This window comes from Rhizobium aethiopicum (assembly GCF_900094625.1).
In the GTDB taxonomy this organism is placed as follows: Bacteria; Pseudomonadota; Alphaproteobacteria; order Rhizobiales; family Rhizobiaceae; genus Rhizobium; species Rhizobium aethiopicum.
In genome coordinates this window covers 156,894-176,745 of sequence record NZ_FMAJ01000004.1, presented here as the reverse complement: position 1 = coordinate 176,745, position 19,852 = coordinate 156,894, and the positions used below count along the sequence as shown (strand labels likewise).

At 60.8% G+C, this 19,852-nt stretch carries 17 protein-coding genes and 2 pseudogenes; 10 read left to right on the top strand and 9 right to left on the bottom strand.

The window, feature by feature from the left end:
- Positions 1-10 precede the first annotated feature (10 nt).
- From GA0061105_RS10610 to GA0061105_RS10595, 4 genes are all read left to right on the top strand, one after another.
- The gene (locus GA0061105_RS10610; RefSeq protein ID WP_092750026.1) at positions 11-1,291 is read left to right on the top strand and encodes a TRAP transporter large permease; all 1,281 of its coding nucleotides are present in this window, start codon (positions 11-13) and stop codon (positions 1,289-1,291) included.
- Positions 1,292-1,361: 70 nt separating this feature from the next.
- Positions 1,362-2,378: a TRAP transporter substrate-binding protein gene (locus tag GA0061105_RS10605; protein ID WP_092750024.1), complete on the top strand. Its 1,017-nt coding sequence runs from the start codon at positions 1,362-1,364 to the stop codon at positions 2,376-2,378.
- Positions 2,379-2,441: 63 nt separating this feature from the next.
- Positions 2,442-3,302, top strand: a complete 861-nt coding sequence (locus GA0061105_RS10600) for a shikimate dehydrogenase (RefSeq protein ID WP_064695073.1) — start codon at positions 2,442-2,444, stop codon at positions 3,300-3,302.
- A 23-nt stretch (positions 3,303-3,325) separates the two neighbouring features.
- Positions 3,326-5,215 (top strand): bifunctional sugar phosphate isomerase/epimerase/4-hydroxyphenylpyruvate dioxygenase family protein, encoded by a 1,890-nt coding sequence (locus GA0061105_RS10595; protein ID WP_092750022.1) that lies wholly within the window; start codon positions 3,326-3,328, stop codon positions 5,213-5,215.
- 87 nt (positions 5,216-5,302) lie between these two features.
- On the opposite strand, the gene GA0061105_RS10590 is transcribed toward GA0061105_RS10595, so the two are convergent.
- The 7 genes from GA0061105_RS10590 to otsB all read right to left on the bottom strand — a co-directional run bounded on the left by GA0061105_RS10590 (position 5,303) and on the right by otsB (position 12,148).
- Positions 5,303-6,067 carry an SDR family NAD(P)-dependent oxidoreductase gene (locus GA0061105_RS10590; protein WP_092750020.1) on the bottom strand — a complete coding sequence of 255 codons (765 nt, stop codon included), beginning with the start codon at positions 6,065-6,067 and terminating at the stop codon, positions 5,303-5,305.
- Between the two features lie 41 nt (positions 6,068-6,108).
- Complete coding sequence (locus GA0061105_RS10585; RefSeq protein WP_064695070.1) at positions 6,109-6,837, bottom strand: SDR family oxidoreductase; 729 nt, start codon at positions 6,835-6,837, stop codon at positions 6,109-6,111.
- Between the two features lie 25 nt (positions 6,838-6,862).
- Complete coding sequence (locus GA0061105_RS10580; RefSeq protein WP_064695069.1) at positions 6,863-8,122, bottom strand: sugar ABC transporter permease; 1,260 nt, start codon at positions 8,120-8,122, stop codon at positions 6,863-6,865.
- Positions 8,119-8,937, bottom strand: coding sequence for an ATP-binding cassette domain-containing protein (locus tag GA0061105_RS10575; RefSeq protein WP_092750018.1), 819 nt, complete (start codon positions 8,935-8,937; stop codon positions 8,119-8,121). The genes GA0061105_RS10580 and GA0061105_RS10575 overlap by 4 nt, the downstream gene beginning before the upstream one ends.
- A 63-nt stretch (positions 8,938-9,000) precedes the next feature.
- On the bottom strand, positions 9,001-10,074 hold the full coding sequence (locus tag GA0061105_RS10570; RefSeq protein ID WP_092750016.1) for an ABC transporter substrate-binding protein: 1,074 nt from the start codon (positions 10,072-10,074) through the stop codon (positions 9,001-9,003).
- Positions 10,075-10,282: 208 nt separating this feature from the next.
- Complete coding sequence (locus tag GA0061105_RS10565; RefSeq protein ID WP_092750014.1) at positions 10,283-11,167, bottom strand: helix-turn-helix domain-containing protein; 885 nt, start codon at positions 11,165-11,167, stop codon at positions 10,283-10,285.
- Between the two features lie 201 nt (positions 11,168-11,368).
- Positions 11,369-12,148: a trehalose-phosphatase gene (gene otsB, locus GA0061105_RS10560; protein ID WP_208601638.1), complete on the bottom strand. Its 780-nt coding sequence runs from the start codon at positions 12,146-12,148 to the stop codon at positions 11,369-11,371.
- A 123-nt stretch (positions 12,149-12,271) separates the two neighbouring features.
- On the opposite strand from otsB, the gene GA0061105_RS10555 reads away from it, so the two are divergent.
- The 5 genes from GA0061105_RS10555 to repC all read left to right on the top strand — a co-directional run bounded on the left by GA0061105_RS10555 (position 12,272) and on the right by repC (position 17,965).
- Positions 12,272-13,363 (top strand): glucokinase, encoded by a 1,092-nt coding sequence (locus tag GA0061105_RS10555; RefSeq protein ID WP_092750012.1) that lies wholly within the window; start codon positions 12,272-12,274, stop codon positions 13,361-13,363.
- A 459-nt stretch (positions 13,364-13,822) separates the two neighbouring features.
- Positions 13,823-13,999: a hypothetical protein gene (locus GA0061105_RS32820; protein WP_167358537.1), complete on the top strand. Its 177-nt coding sequence runs from the start codon at positions 13,823-13,825 to the stop codon at positions 13,997-13,999.
- 255 nt (positions 14,000-14,254) lie between these two features.
- Entirely contained in the window at positions 14,255-15,472 is a 1,218-nt protein-coding gene (gene repA / locus GA0061105_RS10550; protein ID WP_092750010.1) for a plasmid partitioning protein RepA, read from the top strand.
- Positions 15,469-16,458: a plasmid partitioning protein RepB gene (repB, locus tag GA0061105_RS10545; RefSeq protein WP_092750008.1), complete on the top strand. Its 990-nt coding sequence runs from the start codon at positions 15,469-15,471 to the stop codon at positions 16,456-16,458. The genes repA and repB overlap by 4 nt, the downstream gene beginning before the upstream one ends.
- Before the next feature lie 199 nt (positions 16,459-16,657).
- Complete coding sequence (gene repC / locus GA0061105_RS10540) at positions 16,658-17,965, top strand: plasmid replication protein RepC (RefSeq protein ID WP_092750006.1); 1,308 nt, start codon at positions 16,658-16,660, stop codon at positions 17,963-17,965.
- A gap of 76 nt (positions 17,966-18,041) precedes the next feature.
- On the opposite strand, the pseudogene GA0061105_RS10535 reads toward repC, so the two are convergent.
- Positions 18,042-18,364, bottom strand: a pseudogene (locus GA0061105_RS10535) (type II toxin-antitoxin system RelE/ParE family toxin).
- A pseudogene (locus tag GA0061105_RS10530) lies at positions 18,364-18,634 on the bottom strand (type II toxin-antitoxin system Phd/YefM family antitoxin). The pseudogenes GA0061105_RS10535 and GA0061105_RS10530 overlap by 1 nt, the downstream one beginning before the upstream one ends.
- Before the next feature lie 207 nt (positions 18,635-18,841).
- Here GA0061105_RS10530 and GA0061105_RS10525 point away from each other — a divergent pair.
- Positions 18,842-19,834: an LLM class flavin-dependent oxidoreductase gene (locus tag GA0061105_RS10525; RefSeq protein WP_092750004.1), complete on the top strand. Its 993-nt coding sequence runs from the start codon at positions 18,842-18,844 to the stop codon at positions 19,832-19,834.
- The last annotated feature ends 18 nt before the right edge of the window (positions 19,835-19,852 follow it).

Genomic DNA, 19,852 nt, shown 5'->3' with positions numbered 1-19,852 from the left:
GAGCCGCGTCATGACCGTCACCATCTTTCTCGGCGCGCTTCTCGGCTCCATGGCGCTCGGCGTTCCGATCGCCTTTGCCCTCATCATCACTGGCGTGGCGCTGATGATGTATCTCGACATGTTCGATGCGCAGATCGTCGCGCAGAATGTGCTGAATGGCGCCGACAGCTTTCCGCTGATGGCCGTTCCCTTCTTCCTGCTCGCCGGCGAGGTGATGAACACAGGCGGTCTTTCGCGCCGCATCGTCAACCTCGCCATGGCCATGGTCGGCCATATCAGGGGCGGCCTCGGCTTCGTCGCCATCTTCGCGGCCTGCGTGCTGTCAAGTCTTTCCGGGTCGGCGGTCGCCGATGCGGCCGCACTTGGCGCCCTGCTCTTCCCGATGATGCTGAAATCAGGCCATGATCCTGCTCGCGCCGGCGGTCTGCTCGCTTCGGCCTCGGTCATCGGCCCGATCATCCCGCCTTCGATCGGCTTCATCCTCTATGGCGTCATCGGCGGGGTCTCGATCACCAAGCTGTTCCTGGCAGGCATTGTTCCCGGTCTGCTGATCGCCGCTGCCCTTTGCGTCACCTGGTTGATCGTGGCGCGCAAGGAGCAGTTCGCCCTGCCGCCGAAGCAAAGCGGCAAGGTGCGAATGAAAGCCTTCGTCGAGAGCATCTGGGCGCTGATGCTTCCCGTCATCATCATTGTCGGCCTGAAATTTGGCGTGTTCACGCCGACAGAAGCCGGTGTCGTGGCGGCGGTCTATTCACTGTTCGTATCGATGGTGGTCTATCGGGAACTGCCGCCGTCTCGGCTGTTCGAGGTCTTCGTCGCGGCAGCAAAAATCACCTCGGTGGTGATGTTCCTGGTGGCCTGCGCCGCCGTTTCGGCCTGGCTGATCACCGTCGCCGACGTGCCCGGCGAACTCGCGGTGCTTGTCGAGCCCCTGATGGACAATCAGACGCTGCTACTGCTTGCGATCATGGTGCTGATCGTCATCGTCGGCACCGCCATGGACATGACGCCGACGATCCTGGTCATGACGCCGGTGCTGATGCCGATCATCAAGCAGGCGGGGATCGACCCGGTCTATTTCGGCGTGCTGTTCATCATCAACAATTCGATCGGGCTGATCACGCCGCCGGTCGGTACGGTGCTCAACGTCATCTGCGGCGTTTCGAAGCTTTCGATGGAAGATCTGATGAGGGGCGTCATCCCCTTCATGGTCGCCGAACTGATCGTTCTCTTCCTGCTCGTCCTTTTCCCCGCGCTGGTGACCGCCCCGGTCGCCTGGTTCGGGCACTGACTTCGCCGATGACGGCGATGAATTGCAACGCGGCCGGAGGGAGATGCCGGCTCTATCCTGGGAGGAAATCATGCTGAACAGATTGACGAAACTGGCGCTGGGACTGGCTTTGCCCATCGCCCTCTTGGCGAGCGGCCCAGCAATGGCCGAAATTCGCGAACATAGCCTCAAATTCGCCGCCGCCAACAATAAGGGCCATCCCCAGGTCATGGGCATGGAGAAGTTTGCCGAGCTGGTGAAGGAAAAGAGCGGGGGCAAGATCGAGGTCAAGCTGTTTCCGGGCGGCGTGCTAGGCGGCGACGTCCAGACGGTGTCGGCGCTGCAGGGCGGCGTGATCGAGATGACGGTGCTCAATGCCGGTATCCTCGCCAGCAACGTCAAGCAGTTCGGCGCCGTCGACCTGCCCTTCCTCTTCAACAGCGGCGAAGAGGCCGACAAGGTGATGGACGGCGCGTTCGGCACCGACCTGATGAAGCTCTTGCCCGATACCGGCCTCGTCGGTCTCGGCTATTGGGAACTCGGCTTCCGCAATCTCACCAATAATCGCCACCCCGTCACCAAGCTCGAGGACATCAAGGGTCTGAAGATCCGTACGATCCAGTCGCCGATCCCGATCGAGCTCTTCAACAGCCTTGGCGCCAATGCGGTGCCGCTGCCCTATACGGAGCTCTATACCGCGCTCGAAACCGGCACCGTCGACGGCCAGGAGAACCCGGCCGCCAACATCATCAACGCCAAATTCTTCGAAGTGCAGAAATACATGACGGTCACCCGTCACCAGTACAATCCGCAGATCGTGCTCATCAGCAAGAAGTTCTGGGACGGCCTGAACGACGAGGAAAAAGGGGTCTTCCAGTCCGCCGCGACGGAAGCCCGCGACTATCAGCGCAAGGTGTCCAGGGAGAAGGACGCCAATGCGATCGAGGAAATCAAGAAGACCGGCATGGAGGTCGCCGAACTCAGCCCCGAAGAGACGCAGAAGCTGCGCGACGCGGTCAAGCCGCTGGTCGACAAGTTCTCGGCTCAGATCGGTGCAGAGACCGTAACGCAGCTCTTCAAGGAGCTCGACACGGTTCGCGGCAAGTAAGTGACCAGGGCCCGCGGTGATCCTTCGGGCCTTTTCCATCTCGAGCAAAACGGGAACTGGCGTATGGCCGAGACACTGCTGAAACCGCTGAAGGCCGGGCTGATCGGCTCCGGCATCCAGGCCTCGCTGACGCCTGCCATGCATATGAAGGAAGGTGCGGCACAGGGGTTGGACTATGACTATGAGCTGATCGATCTCCTCAAACTGAATGCGTCGCCCGCCGATCTTCCGCGTCTGATCGAGGATGCCGAAACTCGTGGACTTGCCGGCCTCAATATCACCCATCCCTGCAAGCAGCTCGTCATTCCCCTGCTCGACGACCTGTCGCCGGAAGCTCGGGCGCTCGGCGCCGTCAACACCGTCGTCCTGAAAGACAACAGGCGCTTCGGGCATAATACCGACTGGTGGGGCTTTGCCGAGAGCTTTCGGCGCGGGCTGCCGCAAGCAGACCTTTCCGCCGCCGTGCAGCTTGGCGCCGGCGGGGCGGGTGTTGCAACTGCCTATGCGATCCTGACGCTTGGCCTGAAGAGACTGACGGTCTTCGATAGCGAGCATGAGCGCGCCGTCGATCTGGCGGAAACCATGTCCGCGCTCTTTCCCGAAGCGTCGGTCACAGCCGGCAGCGACCTTGAGGCCGCGATGAAGGATGCATCCGGTCTTATCCATGCGACGCCGACCGGCATGGCCAAATATCCCGGCACGCCGCTTCCGCCGGAACTCCTGGAGAGGCGCCATTGGATCGCCGAGATCGTCTACTTCCCGCTGGAGACGGAGCTTCTGCAGCAGGCGAGACGGCGCGGCTGCCGGACGCTCGATGGCGGCGGCATGGCGGTCTTTCAGGCTGTCGCCGCCTTTCGCCTGATTACCGAAAGGGAACCCGATGCCGGTCGTATGCTCGCGCATTTCAAGACCATGACGACTTAACGCTCTCCGCAAGGACCACTGCGATGAAGACATCGATTGCGACTGTTTCGCTAAGCGGCGATCTCCGCGACAAGCTGGAGGCGATCGCCAAGGCCGGCTTCGACGGGGTGGAGATTTTCGAGAACGACTTCCTGATCTTCGACGAGAGCCCGAAAGAGGTCGGGCGGATGGTGCGTGATCTCGGCATGGAGATCACTCTGTTTCAGCCGTTCCGCGATTTCGAAGGCATGCCGGAACCGCTGCGCGGCCGCACCTTCGACCGGGCGGAGCGCAAGTTCGACCTCATGCAGGAGATGGGCACCGATCTCGTGCTGGTCTGCTCGAATGTCTCGCCGGCATCGCTCGGCGGCCTCGACCGGGCGGCGGCGGATTTTCGTGAACTCGGCGAGCGCGCCGCCAAACGCGGCCTGCGCGTCGGCTACGAGGCGCTCGCCTGGGGCCGCCACATCCACGATCACCGCGACGCCTGGGAGATCGTCCGGCGGGCCGATCATCCGAATATCGGACTGATCCTCGACAGCTTTCACACGCTGTCGCGCAAGATCGACGTCAACTCGATCCGGTCGATCCCGAAGGAGAAGATCTTTATCATCCAGCTTGCCGATGCGCCGTCGATCGACATGGACCTGCTCTACTGGAGCCGGCACTTCCGCAACATGCCGGGTGAAGGCGACCTGCCGGTGCTCGATTTCATGAAGGCGGTGGCCGCAACCGGCTATGACGGCTATCTCTCGCTGGAGATCTTCAACGATCAGTTCCGCGGCGGTTCGCCGAGCGCGATCGCCGTCGATGGCCGCCGCTCGCTGATCTATCTCGGCGATCAGGTGAAGCGGCAGCAGCCGGAGAGCGCATTGCCGGTGCCTTCAATGCCGCCGCGCGCCGCCGTCGAGGGCATCGCCTTCATCGAATTCACCGCCGACGAGGACGAGGCGTCGCAGCTCGAGGCGCTGTTTTTAAGCCTCGGCTTCCGCAGAGCTGCCAGACACAAGAGCAAACGGGTCACCGTCTTCCGCCAGGGCGCCATCAATCTCGTGATCAATACCGAACGGAAAGGTTTTGCCAGCGCCTCCTATGCCGTCCACGGCACTTCGGCCTATGCCGCCGGGCTGATGGTCGACGATGCCGAGGCAGCCCTGCAGCGCGCCGTGGCGCTCGGCGCCGAACGGTTCGAACAATCGCTCGATGCCGGCGAGATCGAGATGCCGGCGGTGCGCGGCGTTGGCGGCGGCGTGCTCTATTTCCTCGACCGCAAGAGCGAGCTCGGCCGCATCTGGGAGATTGAATTCGATGCGATCGAAGACGGTGGCGCTTGCGAGCCGGCCGGGCTGCAAGCGATCGACCATATGGCGCAGACGATGAAATACGAGGAGCTGTTGACCTGGCTGCTGTTCTATACCTCGCTGATCGAGGCCGAGAAGACGCCGATGGTTGATATCGTCGATCCCTCCGGTATCGTCCGCAGCCAGGTGGTGGAGAACAGCGAAGGCTCGCTGCGCATCACCATGAACGGCGCGGAGAACCGCAATACGCTCGCCGGCCGCTTCATCGCCGAAACCTTCGGCTCCGGCATCCAACATCTCGCCTTCAGGACCGACGACATTTTCGCCACCGCCGCCTCCCTTGCCGCCAACGGCTTCGTCACCCTGGCGATTTCGCCGAACTATTACGACGATCTCGAAGCCCGCTTCGGCCTCGACGCCGAATTTGCCGATCGCCTCAAGGCCGGCAACATCCTTTATGACCGCGATGATTACGGCGAATATTTCCAGCTCTATAGCCCGACCTATGGCGAGGGCCTGTTCTTCGAGATTGTCGAGCGGCGCGGTTATCGCGGTTATGGCGCCGCCAACGCCATCTTCAGGATTGCGGCTCTCAGAAAACATCTGCGGCCGGCAGGCCTGCCGCGTAGCTGAGGCGCGATCTCAGGGCCGACTTCCGCAGCATCAGCACCGCTTGACCAAATGCGAGCGTAGGCCCCTCCCCCGACGATCGCTGACACTTTACCGCGTCGTGTAACCGCCGTCGATGACAAGCACTTCGCCGGTGACGTAACTTGCCGCCGCCGAGCAGAGAAACAGGGCCGCAGCCGCCACCTCTTCCGGCTGCCCGACACGTCCCATCGGCGTCATGCTTCGCCAGGTCGGGAACCAGTCGGGATTGGCGATGCCGCCGCGCGACATATCGGTCTCAATATAGCCGGGTGCAATCGCATTGACGCGGATGTTCTCTGCGGCGACTTCGCTCGCCAGGCTCTTCGTCATCATATGCACGGCCGCCTTGGAGGTGTTGTAGGCAACCTGGTTCTGCGGAATGTTGGACACGATGCCGGAGATCGAGCCGATATTGAGGATGACGCCGCCGCCCTGGCGCCGCATGGGTGCAAGTGCTGCGCGGCATGTGCGGAAGACGGCGTCGACATTGACGGTCATGATCTCGCGCCAGATGGCGTCGGAGAATTCGCCGCTGTCGCCATGAATGGCGATGCCGGCATTGTTGACGAGGATATCGAGCCGGCCAGCCCGCGAGAGGGTTTCGGCAACGAGTGCATCGGCGGCATTGTCTTTCATCATGTCGGCGGCGACGAAATCGCAATCGACGCCGGCCTTGGCAAGCCGGTCTTCCGCCGCCCCGCTGCGGGTTCTTCCGCTGATGTAGATCTTGGCGCCCGCCTCGCCGAGTGCCTCGGCGATCGCGAGCCCGATGCCGCGTGTACCGCCGGTAACGAGGGCCACCTGTCCGTTCAGGCGAAATCTGTCGAAGATCATGGCCGATTCCTTCTCCGGTTAGAGAGCCTGGCACATCCTCCTCATATGTCGGTGCTCTGCGGCAGAATGACGAGGTCGCGGATGGTGACGTTGCGTGGACGCGTCAGCATGAAGAGCACCGCTTCGGCCACCTCCTTCGGCTCCATCAGACCGCCGGCTGCGAGCGCCTCATCGAGTTTCTCCTGCGGCCAATCGCTCAGAAGGGCGGTAACGACAGGGCCGGGCGCGACGGCGCCGACCCGCAAGCCATGCTTGGCGACCTGGCGCCGAAGGGTATGGACGAAGGCCTGGACCGCGTGTTTGGAAGCCGTGTAGATTGGTTCCCAGACCACGGGGATCATCCCGGCAACCGAACTCGTCAGAATGATATCACCGCTCTTGCGTTCGACCATATGCGGCAGGACGGCATGCACCGAGCGGAACGCCGCGTTGATGTTGAGGTTGAGCATGCGATCCCAGGCGTCAGGGTCGCCGTCAAGCACTTCCCCACCGATATAGGATCCGGCATTTGCGTGGAAAATATCCAACTGGCCAGTCTTCTCCAGGATTCCAGGCATCATCCCAGCCACGCTTTTGGGATCCAGGAGGTCGACGACCAACGGAACAGCCTTTTCGCCGAGCTGCGCGCAGAGTTCCCTCAATGCCTCTTCGTTGCGATCGATCAGCACGACGCGGGCGCCTGATGTAAGCATGGTCCTGGCGCATTCCAGGCCGATACCCGACGCCGCTCCGGTGACGGCCGCGACTTTTCCAGACAGATCCTGTCCCATTTTCTTCCTCTGCTTTCCTGGTTTATTAGGCTCTGCCGTGCGAAATCCGCGAGCGGCGTGCCAGGGAATCGACGATGACGGCGACGGCAAGCACGGCGCCGGTGATCATGTAGCGAAGCGACGACGACAGATCGAGCAACGTCAGCCCGCTGGCGATCGACTGGATGACGATGATTCCGAGAAGGGCTGAGTAGGCGCTGCCGCGCCCGCCGAACAGGCTCGTGCCGCCGATGACCGCCGCAGCGATGGCATTGAGATTGACGTCCCCAGTGCCGGCCTGTTGGCTGGCGGTCGCCAACCGCGCGGCGGAAAGCACGCCGCCGGTCGCCGCAAGCAAGGCGCACATGATAAAGGCGCTCGCATAGATACGCGGCACGTTGATGCCCGAGCGACGCGCGGCCTCTCTGTTGCCGCCGACGGCCTGCATCGAGCGCCCCCATTTCGTGCGCGTCAGCGCATAGTTCATCGCTGCGACGAGGCCGACGAAGAGGCCGAACATCCAGGGAATGCCGCGCGACTGGTTGAGATAGAAGGCGACTGCTTCCAGGACGACCGTGATGATGACCGCGCGCAGAAGGAGGCCGCTGGTCGATTTCGACGACAGGCCGGCTGCCCGCCGGCGCGCCGCCGTGCGGTAGCTCGCGAGGAAGAAGGCAATGCCGGCCAGCGCAATGAGCGCATAGGAGATGGGATCCGGCATGACCATGATCTGCCCGAAATTCACGAGCCACGAGCCATAGGTCAAATTGATCGAGCCGGTCGATCCGAGGATATAGAGCTGCAGGCCGAGTACAGCGAGGAGCCCTGATAACGTGGAGACGAAGCTTGGCATGCCGAAGCGGTTGAACAGAAACGCGTAGAGCGAGCCGATCAGGGCGCCGACAGCCAGGGCGGCGAGGATGGCGAGCACCACCGGCCAACCCTGGTTGATCCAGAAGACGCCGGTGAGTGCCGAGGCGAAGCCGCTGACGGAGCCAACGGAAAGATCGATCTCTCCCACCATCAGAATGCAAACGATGCCGAGCGAAATGACGCCGACCGTCGAACAGTCGAACAGCATGTTCACGAGGTTGGCGCTGGAGAGAAACACCGGATTGAGCGCCTGAAAGACCGTCCAGATGATCACCAGGCCGACGATGACAGGCAGCGAGCCGAGGTCGCCGGAGCGGATGCGATCCCAGAACGCGCGGACCCAGCCGGCAAGGCTGTCGTCATGGCGCACTCTCTCGTCGCGCCGGTCGAGAAGCGCGGGTGCTGCCGGCTCGTTCTGAATGGTCTTCATCATGGCCTGCCCTCCTCGTTCTGCTGGCCTTGCGCCTTGCGGCGCATTGCACGGCGGGACACGGAATTGTTTGATGCGCCGGTGATCGCACTGACCAGCTCTTCGTTGGATGCGTCCGGCATGAAGGTGCCGTTGTTGCGGCCGAGGCGAAGTACGACGATGCGGTCTGCCACCGCCCGCACATCCTCCATATTGTGGCTGATCATGATGACGCCGAGGCCGCGTTCACGCACACGTTCGATCAGATCCAATACCTCGGCGGTCTGGGCGACGCCGAGCGCGGCGGTGGGTTCGTCGAGCATGATCAGTTTCGGCTCGAGCAACAGCGACCGGGCGATCGCGACGGTTTGACGTTGGCCCCCGGAAAGCGAGGCGACGGGCTCGCGCACGCTCGGGATCCGCGCGGAAAGTTCGTTCAGCAGCTTCCAGGCGCGGATCTCCATGGCGACCTCGTCGAGCTGGAAGGGGTTGAGTTCTTTGCCGAGAAAAATATTGGCGACGACGTCGAGATTTTCGCAAAGCGCCAAATCCTGAAAGACGGTTGCAATGCCAAGATTGAGCGCAGCGCTGGGGCTCGACAAATCTGCCTGTCTGCCCTCGAACAGAATGGTGCCTGAACTCGCCTGGTGCACGCCGGCGAGAATCTTGACCAGCGTCGATTTGCCGGCGCCATTGTCGCCCACCAGAGCCACGACCTCGCCGGCATGCACGTCGAGTTCGATATCGGTCAGCGCCGACACAGCCCCGAAATTCTTCCAAATTCCGCGCAGGCTAAGGACGGGCTGGTCGGAGTCAAATTGATGAGAGTTTTCGGACATCGCCTGGCCTTTCGGAAACAGCGAAATGGGAAACGCGACCGATGGCCGCGCTTCTTATTGGCATTACTTGGTGATGCCGAGCTTCTTGCAGCCCTCGGCGTAACGGCCGGTGCAGAGCTCCTCGGCGGTATTGATCTTCTTATCGATGATCTCGGCCTTCAGGTTTTCGGCAGTGACGACGGCCGGCACGAAAAGCTGGGCGGGCGTGTCGTAGAGCGTCATCTCGGCTTTGATCGTCTCGCCCGCCAAGAGCTTCACGGCGACATTGGCAGCGGCAGCGGCGACAATTTCGCTCGGCTTTGAGATCGTGTTGTATTGATCGCCCGCTATGATCAGCTGCAGCGCGGCGATCGTTGCGTCATTGCCGGTCACCGGCGGCACGGGATCGACACCAGCGGCCTTGAAGGCTGCGATCGCGCCACCGCCGGTGCCGTCATTAGCAGCGACGACGCCGACGATCTGTTTGCCGAAGCGGGTGATCTGTCCGGCGGCCCATTGCTGGGCATTCGCCGGCTGCCAGTTCGGCGTGTCGAATTCAGCAAGCGTCTTATATCCTCCGCTTGCCAGACCCTCGTGAATTCCGTCCTTGATCAGCCCGGCGGCGGCATCGGTTGGGGAACCGTTGATTTGCAGAATGCCGCCGCCATCGGTCGGCACGTTCTTGGCTTTCAGGTGCTGGACGAGCGATTCCGCGATTGCCTTGCCGATAGCCTTGTTGTCGAAGGAGACATAGAAGTCGGCCTTGCCCGTCGGAATCGGACGATCATAGGCGATGACCTTTACACCCTGGCTCTGGGCGAGCTGGACGAGCGATGCGGCCGCAGCCGAATCCACCGGGTCCAGCACGATGACTTTGGCGCCCTGGGTGATGGCCGAATTGAACTGTTGCTGCTGTTTGGCGATATCGGCATCGGCATTCTGATAGATCACCTTGCACGACGCGCAAAGCTTCTTCATTTCCGCGACGAAGCCCGGATGGTCGTGCTCTTCGTAACGGGTCGAGCCCTGGTCGGGCATGAGGAACGCGACGGTTGCATCCGCAACAGCGCTTTGTGCAAGGGCGGAAGTCCCGCCGAGCAAGGACAGCATAAGTGCTGCCGCGCCCGCTGCTTTTATCGAAAATTTCAACATTTCCATCTCCTCCCATTGGAAAAAATCGTGTAGTTCGTGGTTGCAGTGTCCTGCTGTGCCGTTCGGCTGAATGAGCGGCTGTGCCTGTCCCGGCGATTTGCTGTTCTGAGGACAAGCGTCTCCTCTCGCGAGCCGCTCGTCGCGCGCTCACGTTAAGCCTGCTCGGTTTTCCTTCCTCCTCCTTACCCTCCCCTATTGCCGTCTTCGGCGGACCTTATGCCGCCTTCGCCACGTTGATATTGTCGCCGAGCAACCGTCGGAAGCGCGAAGGCGTCATGCCTTTTTCCGCAAGAAACTGCCGGTTGAAGTTGGACAGGTTGTTGAAGCCGACCTCGAAGCAGATATCGGTGATCGAAGCGTGTTCGTCGCTCATCAGAATCTGGCAGGCGAGATTGATCCGCAGGCGTTTCACATACTGCACGAGAGACATGCCGGTATGGCGGCGGAAGGCGCGTGAGAAGGCGCCTGTGGACTGTTCCGCAATCCTCGCCAAGTCGGCTTCGTCGAAGGACTTCGTCAGGTTTTCCCTGATATAGGCGAGTGCCTTGTTGATGCCGGCCGACATATAACCGGACGGGTCGGGCAGATAGCTCGGGCTGGCAAGCAGCTGCGCATCCTGCGCCCGGCTGAGAAGGCCGACGATCATCATGAAGAGTTCGATACGACGCACGCCCTGTGCCTGCTGCACTTCGTCCATCAGGGGCGCCACCTGCCCGCTGGTCTCGGCCCCGAAGAGCACACCGCGGCGCGACGCTTCGAGGACCGGCTCGAAGGGACCGAGCTCTGGCAGCACCTTCATCGTGTCGCTGATGAAAGTCTCGCTGAACTGGATAAGCTGGCATCGAAGCGGAATGCTCGACCCCTTCGGGACGTCACTGATCCAATTGTGGGGAAGATTAGGGCCGGCAAGCACCAGATTGCCCGGTTCGAACTCCCCGATGAAATCGCCGACGAAATAACGTCCGGTAGTCGCCACGACGAGATGCAGTTCGTATTCTGGATGAAAGTGCCAGCGAACGGTGTGATAGGGATAACCGTGCGCCTTCGTTGCGAAGGACTCGCCCGGTCTGATCTGAACGACTTCCAAGTCAGGTTCCATTGTTCCTCCTCCGAGGACGGGTCCCAGGCCCGCATGCCAAATTCCCTTTTTGGCCTTCTTGTTAGAAGCAAGTGTAGTGGGCTCATTTCAAGCGCGCCACCACGATTCCCGCTCAAAACCGATACTTTTTTGACGATTAAGTCTGCACAGGCGGCGCAAAGGCGACAGCAATCCGGCTTAGAGATCGTCCAAGGATATGTCTCAGGCGGCCAGGGCGGCGATGACGTTTCTGACCAGTGCAGACGAAGACAGCCGGCTCGTGGCGCAGCTCGGGGCACCTATGGCGCCGACACGCACGGAAACGCCGCCACGTGCATTGGCGATCGCAAACATCGACTCGTCGGTCAAATCATCGCCGATGGTGATGGGAACGCGATTCTTGAAAGGATCGGACTGGAAGAATCGCTCCAGCGCATCGCCCTTGCTCGACCGTGCCGGTCGCAGCTCGAATACCCTTTTGCCGAGCTGCAACGCCCAGTTCGGTCCGGCGAGCTCCGCATAATGATGCATGCGCTCCTCGAGCACTTTTTCATATTCGGGTGCCAGCCGGTAGTGAGCGGCAACGGCCGCACCCTTATCCTCTATCAGAACCCCAGGATAATGTTCGGCTTCGGCGGTCAATGCATGTTTCAGCGCCTGAAACTCGGGCGTCGCCTCGAGCGTGTGCATTCCAGCGGCGCTCCTGATCTCGGCGCCATGCAGGCCTGCCGTTGGAAATGCAAAGGGTTTGAATAGCGCGTCGGCATAGGCAAGCGAGCGCCCGGTGACCAGCGCCAAGGCACCGCCGAGCTTGTTCGAAAGGCGGTGAAGTTGTCCGGGAAGGGCTTCCGGCACCTCGATCGCATCCGGCGTTGGCGCAAGGTTGAGCAGCGTTCCATCGATGTCGAGAAACATCGCCCAGCGCTCCGGTTCATCCAGCACCAATGAAAGCATTTCCTGCGTAGCGGTATCGTCCTGCACGGCATTCTCCAAACTCTGCAATCATTGAAGCTAGGTCGCCAGCCGGTTAGGACAAGATGACGTGGCCGGCACGGGAACATCCAGAGGCGGGTTCGCGTTTAATCTGGCCGCCCGTTCAAGCACTCGCGCCGTAAAGGTAGATTGATGGCCAAAAGCAGTTCCAAGAATAGCGAGGAGGTCACCGCGCCGTTGGCGCATGGCGCGACTGTTTTGCCGCTGGTGACGATCGACGACTACAACAATGAACTGCGTGACAGGAACGGCTTTATTGGCGACAACGCCAACAAGAAGACTTTTCAGCAGAAGCTCGACGATTGGAGAAAACATGTCCGCAGGTTCGGAGACGACCCGATCGGCAAGGTTCCGACAGCGAAGCTCTCCAAGAAAAAGATCGAGTCTCTGCTGAAGGGAGACGATATGGAGGCCGCTGCCCTGATCGTGGGGGCGGTGGAGGACTTTGCGCAGGACTTTGCCGAGGTCATCGAGAAGTTCCTCGAGGACGAGCGCTGGTTCAAGACCGAGCGCATCGTCGTCGGCGGCGGCTTCAGGCAAAGCCGCTTCGGGGAGCTGGCGATCGCCAGGACCATGGTTCTTCTGAAGGCGGCCGGCATCAATATCGAGGTCGTTCCGATCGTCCACCATCCCGACGAGGCAGGATTGATCGGGTCCGTTCATCTCATGCCGCCCTGGATGTTCAAAGGCTACAAAGCGATGCTCGCCGTCGATATAGGCGGCACGAACGTTCGTGCCGGTGTCGTCGAGTTCGGAAAGGAAAAGAGCCCGCATTTTGCCGATGCGAGCGTCTGGAAATCGGCCATCTGGCGTCACGCCGACGACGAGCCGAGCCGCGGTGCGACCGTAGAGAAGCTGACGGCGATGCTACAGGAGCTGATCGATAAGGCCGAAAAGGCCGATCTGAACCCTGCCCCGATCATCGGGATCGGCTGTCCCGGCATCATCAAGGCTGACGGCTCCATCGAACGCGGCGGGCAGAACCTGCCCGGTGGCAATTGGGAAAGCGACAGCTTTAATCTTCCCGCCGCGCTGATGAAGGCCATTCCCGAAATTGGCGATCACGGGACATTCGTGATGATGCACAATGACGCCGTCGTGCAGGGCTTGTCGCAGATCCCTTTCATGAACGACGTGTCGAGATGGGCGGTACTGACCATCGGCACGGGCTTGGGCAATGCGCATTTCACTAATCGCGAGGGAATGAAGCGCGATAGCGCCTGACATCCATCCGCCGCCATTGCCTGGCCGAGACTTGGGGGGCGTAGCCTTGCCTTAGTGCCAACAATCCTTCGCAAGCGACGATGACGGGCTGCCGCAGGGCTTATGGTAAATAGTCGGTAAATAAGGAGGAATTTGGCACACGGAAGTGAAGCAGCTCATAAGTTCCGCTAGAGATGACCGCACACTAGGCCTAGTTATCTGGATCTCACTGGGGCTGGCAGACTGGCCGTTATTCAGTTGGCCCATGGATGTTGAGCATATCAATCGGCACCTGATTCGCCTAGCGGGAGCGTCTCTCGTCCTTCTCCGTGGCCAATCCTGCCATGTTGCGTGCGTCCCCTCCCCTCCCTCAGCGTCAAACCGAAAAGATGGTGATAACGTCGGCGGGAGGTTCTCCGCGGGTTCAAATTGCGCTTATCTCTCCTTCACGAAAGCTCATACGCAGACGAAAGACAGAAGATGAACTTCAAGGGAATAAGCGCTCCGCTCAATGCCGGCCGCCTCGAACAAATGCTCGGCCTTGCCCCAGCGCGCCGCGATCCCGAATGTCAGGATGAAAATGACAAGTCTTCCGGCACCGAGCCCGTCCGCGGCTTGGAGGCCGAAAACCTCTACCGTTCGTCTTCCTATAAATGAGAACGGCTTTGACGGAGCCCTCCGGTTCTGAGTGACGAAGCGACTCCGCAATGAAGTTCGGCAGTTCGGTTGCTTCCATGGAGTCGAATATCGCCACGATTGTCAGCTGACAATTGGGTTAAGATTCCGGAATTCCATGTATTTTTTTGTCGAGTCCTCATTGTTACCTGTTGGCTAACCAAGAAACCGCTTGACGGAATCGCCAGACTCACGATCATTTGCGCAAAATTACCCGATTTATCAGGATTTGCGTGAATGCCGACCAAGGCCGCGATTGTTGAGAAAGCCAAGAGGGCGAGTCAAGTCTCGATCGATGAGACGATTGCGCAGGACTCGACCATGCTTAGCAGCCAGCTTCAGGTGCTGTTCGAGCGATTGTTTTCGCCCAATGCCCGCAAATCGTTGCGGCGGTTCAGCAGCACCGAGGCCGCCAAGCTGCTCGGCGTTACCGACAGCTATGTCCGCCATCTTGCCGCCCAGGTGGAAAGCATCAACCCCGAAAAGACGGCCGCCGGCCGCCGTGTCTTCTCGCTCGAGGAAATCCATGCGATGCGGCAGCATTTGGGGCGAACCAAACCCTCCTATCTGCCGATGCGCCGGCCGGGCGACCATCTCCAGGTTATTGCCGTCACCAATTTCAAGGGCGGCTCCGGCAAGACGACGACCTCGATCCATCTGGCGCAGTTCCTGGCGCTACGCGGCTACCGCGTCCTCGCGGTCGACCTTGACCCGCAAGCGTCAATGTCGGCGATGCTCGGATATCAGCCTGAATTCGACGTCGGCGAGAACGAGACGCTTTACGGCGCTATCAAATATGACGAGACGCGGCGTGATGTTGGCGACATCGTCCGCCAGACTTATTTCCCGGGTCTCGATCTCATTCCCGGCAATCTTGAACTGCACGAGTTCGAGCACGACACCCCAAGGGCGCTGGCCGACACCAATCGCGACGACAAGGACATGTTCTTCATGCGGGTCGGCAATGCGCTGCATTCGCTGGAGCAGAGCTACGACGTCGTCATCATCGATTGCCCCCCTACCCTCGGCTTCCTGACGCTGTCTGCTCTCTGCGCTGCGACTGCCGTTCTGATCACCGTTCATCCGCAGATGCTTGACGTGGCATCGATGAACCAGTTCCTGACGATGACTTCCGACCTTTTGGCCGTCGTCAAGCAGGCAGGCGGCAATCTCGATTATGACTGGATGCGCTATCTGGTCACTCGCTATGAATCCAATGATGGCCCCCAGGCGCAGATTGTCGCCTTCCTGCGCAGCCTGTTCGGCGAGCGCGTGCTGACCTCTATGATGGTCAAATCGACCGCTGTCTCGGACGCGGGCCTGTCCAAGCAGACGATCTACGAGGCGGGGCGCGAGACGATGCATCGTCAGACCTATGACCGCGGCGTCGAATCCGTCGACAGCGTCAATGCTGAGGTCGAGCAACTCATCCGAAGTGCATGGAGCAGGACATGAGCCCAAAAGGTCGCGATATCCTGAAGAGCATGGTCGGCTCGGTGGAGCCGGCCCGACCGGAGGCGCAAAGCGCGCCGCCGCCGCATCGGCCATCCGGCGCGGTCAAGGCGATGAACCTGTCGCTTGGACGGCTGGGTGAGGAAGCTGCTGCTGCCAAGGCGTTGCGTGAATCGCTCGCCTCAGGCGACAGGGTGCTGGAGATTGATCCGGGTGCCGTCGAAATGTCCTTTATCCGCGACCGCATCCCGGTCGACAGGGATCCCGAGTTCGAGCGATTGAAGCAATCGATGCAGGAAAGTGGACAGCAGGTCCCGATCCTGGTGCGGCCGGATCCTGTTAAACCCGGACACTACGAGGCCGCTTATGGTCACCGGCGCCTGCGTGCGGCCGCCGAGATCGGGATTCCGATCAAGGCTGTGGTGCGCAAGCTCACGGATGAAGAGCTGATTCTGGCACAAGGCCAGGAAAACGGTCCACGCGTCGACCTGAGCTTCATCGAACGGGCGCTCTTCGCACGGCGCATGGATGAGCACGGCTTCAATCGCGACATGATTGCCCAGGCGCTGGCCACGGATAAGCCGGAAACGTCGAGGCTGCTACAGGTGGCGCAGACGATCGATCCCGAGATTATTCTCGCTATCGGGCCGGCGCCCAAGGTAGGGCGTCCGCGCTGGCTGGCCTTTGCCGAAAAATTTAGGGAGACGGGCGGACAAAAGAAGGCGCAGGCCGCCATCCGTGCCGGCGGGTTCCAAGCATTGGAGACCAACGGTCGCTTCGATGCCGTCTGGAAGACTTTGGAGGAAGAGGGGGCGCCGCAGCGTGCCGAGCAGACGCTGCGGACGCAAGAGGGCAAGACGCTTGCCTCCGTGTCCCGCTCCGGCAAGACCTTTCGCATTGCCGTCAAATCGGCGGCGTTTTCAGAATTCCTGGCTCGGCGGTTGGTTGGCCTCGCCGCTGAGTTCGAAGAGGAAAATGAGGGAAAATGAGGCAGTTAGACCGGTTGTCAGCTGACAATTCGGATAGGAGACAACCCGCAAAAGAAAAAAGCCCCCGAACGTCACCGTCACGGAAGCTTTCCTCGTAGTCTTGAACACCTCCGAGAATCGCACTTCCGAGAATCACTGTCAAGAGTTTTTGGCGCCGTTTTGGTGAGCGGATTTCTTTTGCCTCGTTGAGGTGGAAGAGATGGAAACCGGAAGTATAACGACGCCCTTCGGGCGGCGGCCGATGACGCTTGGGATGCTCGCCAACCAAGTCATGGCAGCTGAGATCAAGCCTGATCAGTCGGTCGACAAATGGAAACTGTTTCGTGCGCTGTGCGAAGCAAAGCCGCTGCTCGGCATCGGCGATCGCTCGCTTGCCGTACTCAATGCGCTGTTGAGCTTTTATCCGAAGAACGAGCTAGCCGAGCAAAATGGCCTGATCGTCTTCCCATCGAATACCCAGCTTTCACTGAGGACGCATGGCATGGCCGAACAGACCGTCCGGCGCCATCTCGCCGCGCTCGTCGAGGCGGGGCTTCTGCTGCGCAAGGATAGCCCCAACGGCAAGCGCTATGTCCGCAGGGACAGGGCAGGGGAGATCGACGAGGCCTTCGGCTTCTCGCTGGCGCCGCTGCTTGCCCGCGCCGAGGAGATCGAGCAGCTCGCCGCCGAGGTGATGGCCGAGCGTCTGCACGTCCAGCGCCTGCGCGAACGCATCACGCTTTGCCGCCGCGATGTCGCAAAGCTGATCGAAGCGGCTATCGAGGAAGAGGTTCACGGGGATTGGCAGGGGCTATGCCAGGAATTTCGGGACCTGGTTGAGGGTCTACCGCGGTCGCCGACGACAGCGCAGCTCGAGCAACTGCTGGACGAATTGACAGCGCTTCGGGTAGATACCCTTAACCGGCTGGAAATTCGAATTAAATCGACAAAACAAAGCGGCAATGCCTATTATACCAAGCGTCACATACAGAATTCAAACCCCGAATCCCCCTCTGAACTTGAACCAAGCTTCGAAACGAAGCAGGGCGCGACGCCGGAGCACGATAACGGCAGAGTGGGCGTGACGTTGGAAATGGGGAGGGATGAGACGGCCCGGCCGATCCGACAGGAGGAGCAGCAAAGGCGACGCGCCGGCGACGGCCGCGATGATGCCGGCGGCCTGAAACCCTTCCCGCTTGGCTTGGTTCTGCAGGCCTGCCCGGAAATCCTGGCCTACGGGCCAAATGGGGTGATCCGCAACTGGCGCGAACTGATGAGCGCAGCCGTCATGGTTCGATCGATGCTGGGCGTCAGCCCATCAGCCTATGAGGAGGCGGCAAGTGTGATGGGCGCTGAAAATGCCGCGACCGTGATGGCGTGCATCCTGGAACGCGGGGGCCACATCAATTCCGCCGGCGGCTACCTTCGCGACCTCACGCGGCGAAGCGAAAAGGGAGAATTTGCGATCGGCCCGATGCTGATGGCGCTCCTGCGGGTAAATGCGCCGACCGGCCGAAAGGCTGGATAGGTCTAAGGCGGCTGCCGACCGTCGGGTGGATACCGGCGAGTTCCGCGCAAACGGGGAAGGGACGATGTGCGGAATTTCAGCGGATAAGCCTTCGCTCGAGGAAAGCCTGCATATCTCGGCGTCCGTCCACCACGCAATAGACAACGACGTCGTTACCGATGATGCGGTAGATCATCCGCGAGGGTTTATGGTGCAGTTCCCAGCATTCGGAGATGCCGACGCCAGCAAGTTCCTTAGGATATTTACGCGGGCGGAGAATTCTTCCAAATCGGCGCAGGCACTCTCGATTTCCGCCGGGATGCGTTCTGCCGCCTCGGAGCCATCGCGACCGGCGATGTAACGATAGAGATCCTCGACATCGCGCTCCGCGTCTTCGGCGAAAAGAACACGATAAGACATCAGGACTGGCTGTCGGCCAGACATTTGCGAATGTGCGCGAAGGATTCTGCCGCGGGGCGCGTCTTGCCTTCCTCGACTTGCCGATTGGTGAGCGCCAGCACCTTCAGGAGCGCCAGCGTTTCTTCATACTGGCCGATCCTGAGGGATCGCTTTCGCCTCGCCGTGGAGGGTAATGACGACCGGCTGCGGGTTATCCTTCAGCGTCCGGATGATTTCGGGCGCATGTGCCTTGAGATAGCTGATCGGCTTGACCTGTTCTGACAGCTTCATGCGATGACTCCGTTAGACCAGAATATAGATCGTCAAATGGTCGATCGGAAGAGTTCAGGCCAGCCGTCCTAACATGCGGCCGAGGCGTTCAGGCTCGGCCGTTTTTTCCGCTCAGTGGCTGCGAAAGAGAATGTCATTTCTTATAACGAACTTTGTCTACTGATTTTATAGACTAAGCTTTGCAACCATTGAGCGGATCGGGACGTCATGACCTACCTCCTCAGCCTCCTCGACAAAAGCCCGATCGAACAGGGCCTTTCCGCCGCCGACGCGCTGAGGGCGACGGTGAAGATCGCCACGCGGGCCGAGGAACTTGGTTATCACCGTTTCTGGGTCGCCGAACACCATAACATGTCCAATCTGGCGAGTTCCGCACCGGAAGCGCTGATCGCCTATCTTCTTGCCAGGACCTCGAAGATCCGCGTCGGCTCCGGCGGGGTCATGCTGCAGCACTACAGCGCCTATAAGGTTGCCGAGACGTTCAACCTACTGGCATCACTTGCGCCGGGCCGCGTCGATCTCGGCGTCGGCAAGGCGCCGGGCGGTTTTCCGCTGTCGACGCGGGCACTGCAGCTCGCCGTCGATCCGTCCAGGAAGCCGGATTTTGCGAGCCAGCTTTCAGATCTCAACACTTATCTCGCTGCCGACCCCAATTACACCGGCGCTCAGGCGACCCCATTCCCGCCGCTGGCTCCGGAACGGTTCCTTCTCGGCGCCAGCGTCGAAAGCGCCAGACTCGCCGCCGAGAAGGGCTGGAAGCTCGTCTTTGCCGGCCACCTGAACGGCGATCCTGACAATCTCACCACGACTTTCGAGGCCTATGAGCAGGCATCCGGCGGCAAGCGGCCGATCCTGGCGCTCGCGGCCTTCGCCGCCGAAAGCGAGGACTATGCCCGCGAGCGCGTCGGCAATCTGCGCATCGTCAAGGTGTTCCTGCCGAGCGGCCAGACCGTCAATGTCGGCAGCGAAGAGCAGGCTGCCGAATTTGCCCGCCAGGCGGGCGTCACGGATTACCGCATCGAGGAGAAGGTGCCGAGCGTGCTCCACGGCACGGCAAAGCAGATCCGTGGCGAACTGGACGAGCTTCACCGCCGCTATGGCGTCAAGGAGTTCGTGCTCGACACACCGGCGCTTTCGACTGCCGACCGCCTTGCCTCCATCGAGCTGCTCGCCGCCGATCGGCTTTCCCTCGTCGCCTGACCTTTTTCAAGAAGGATC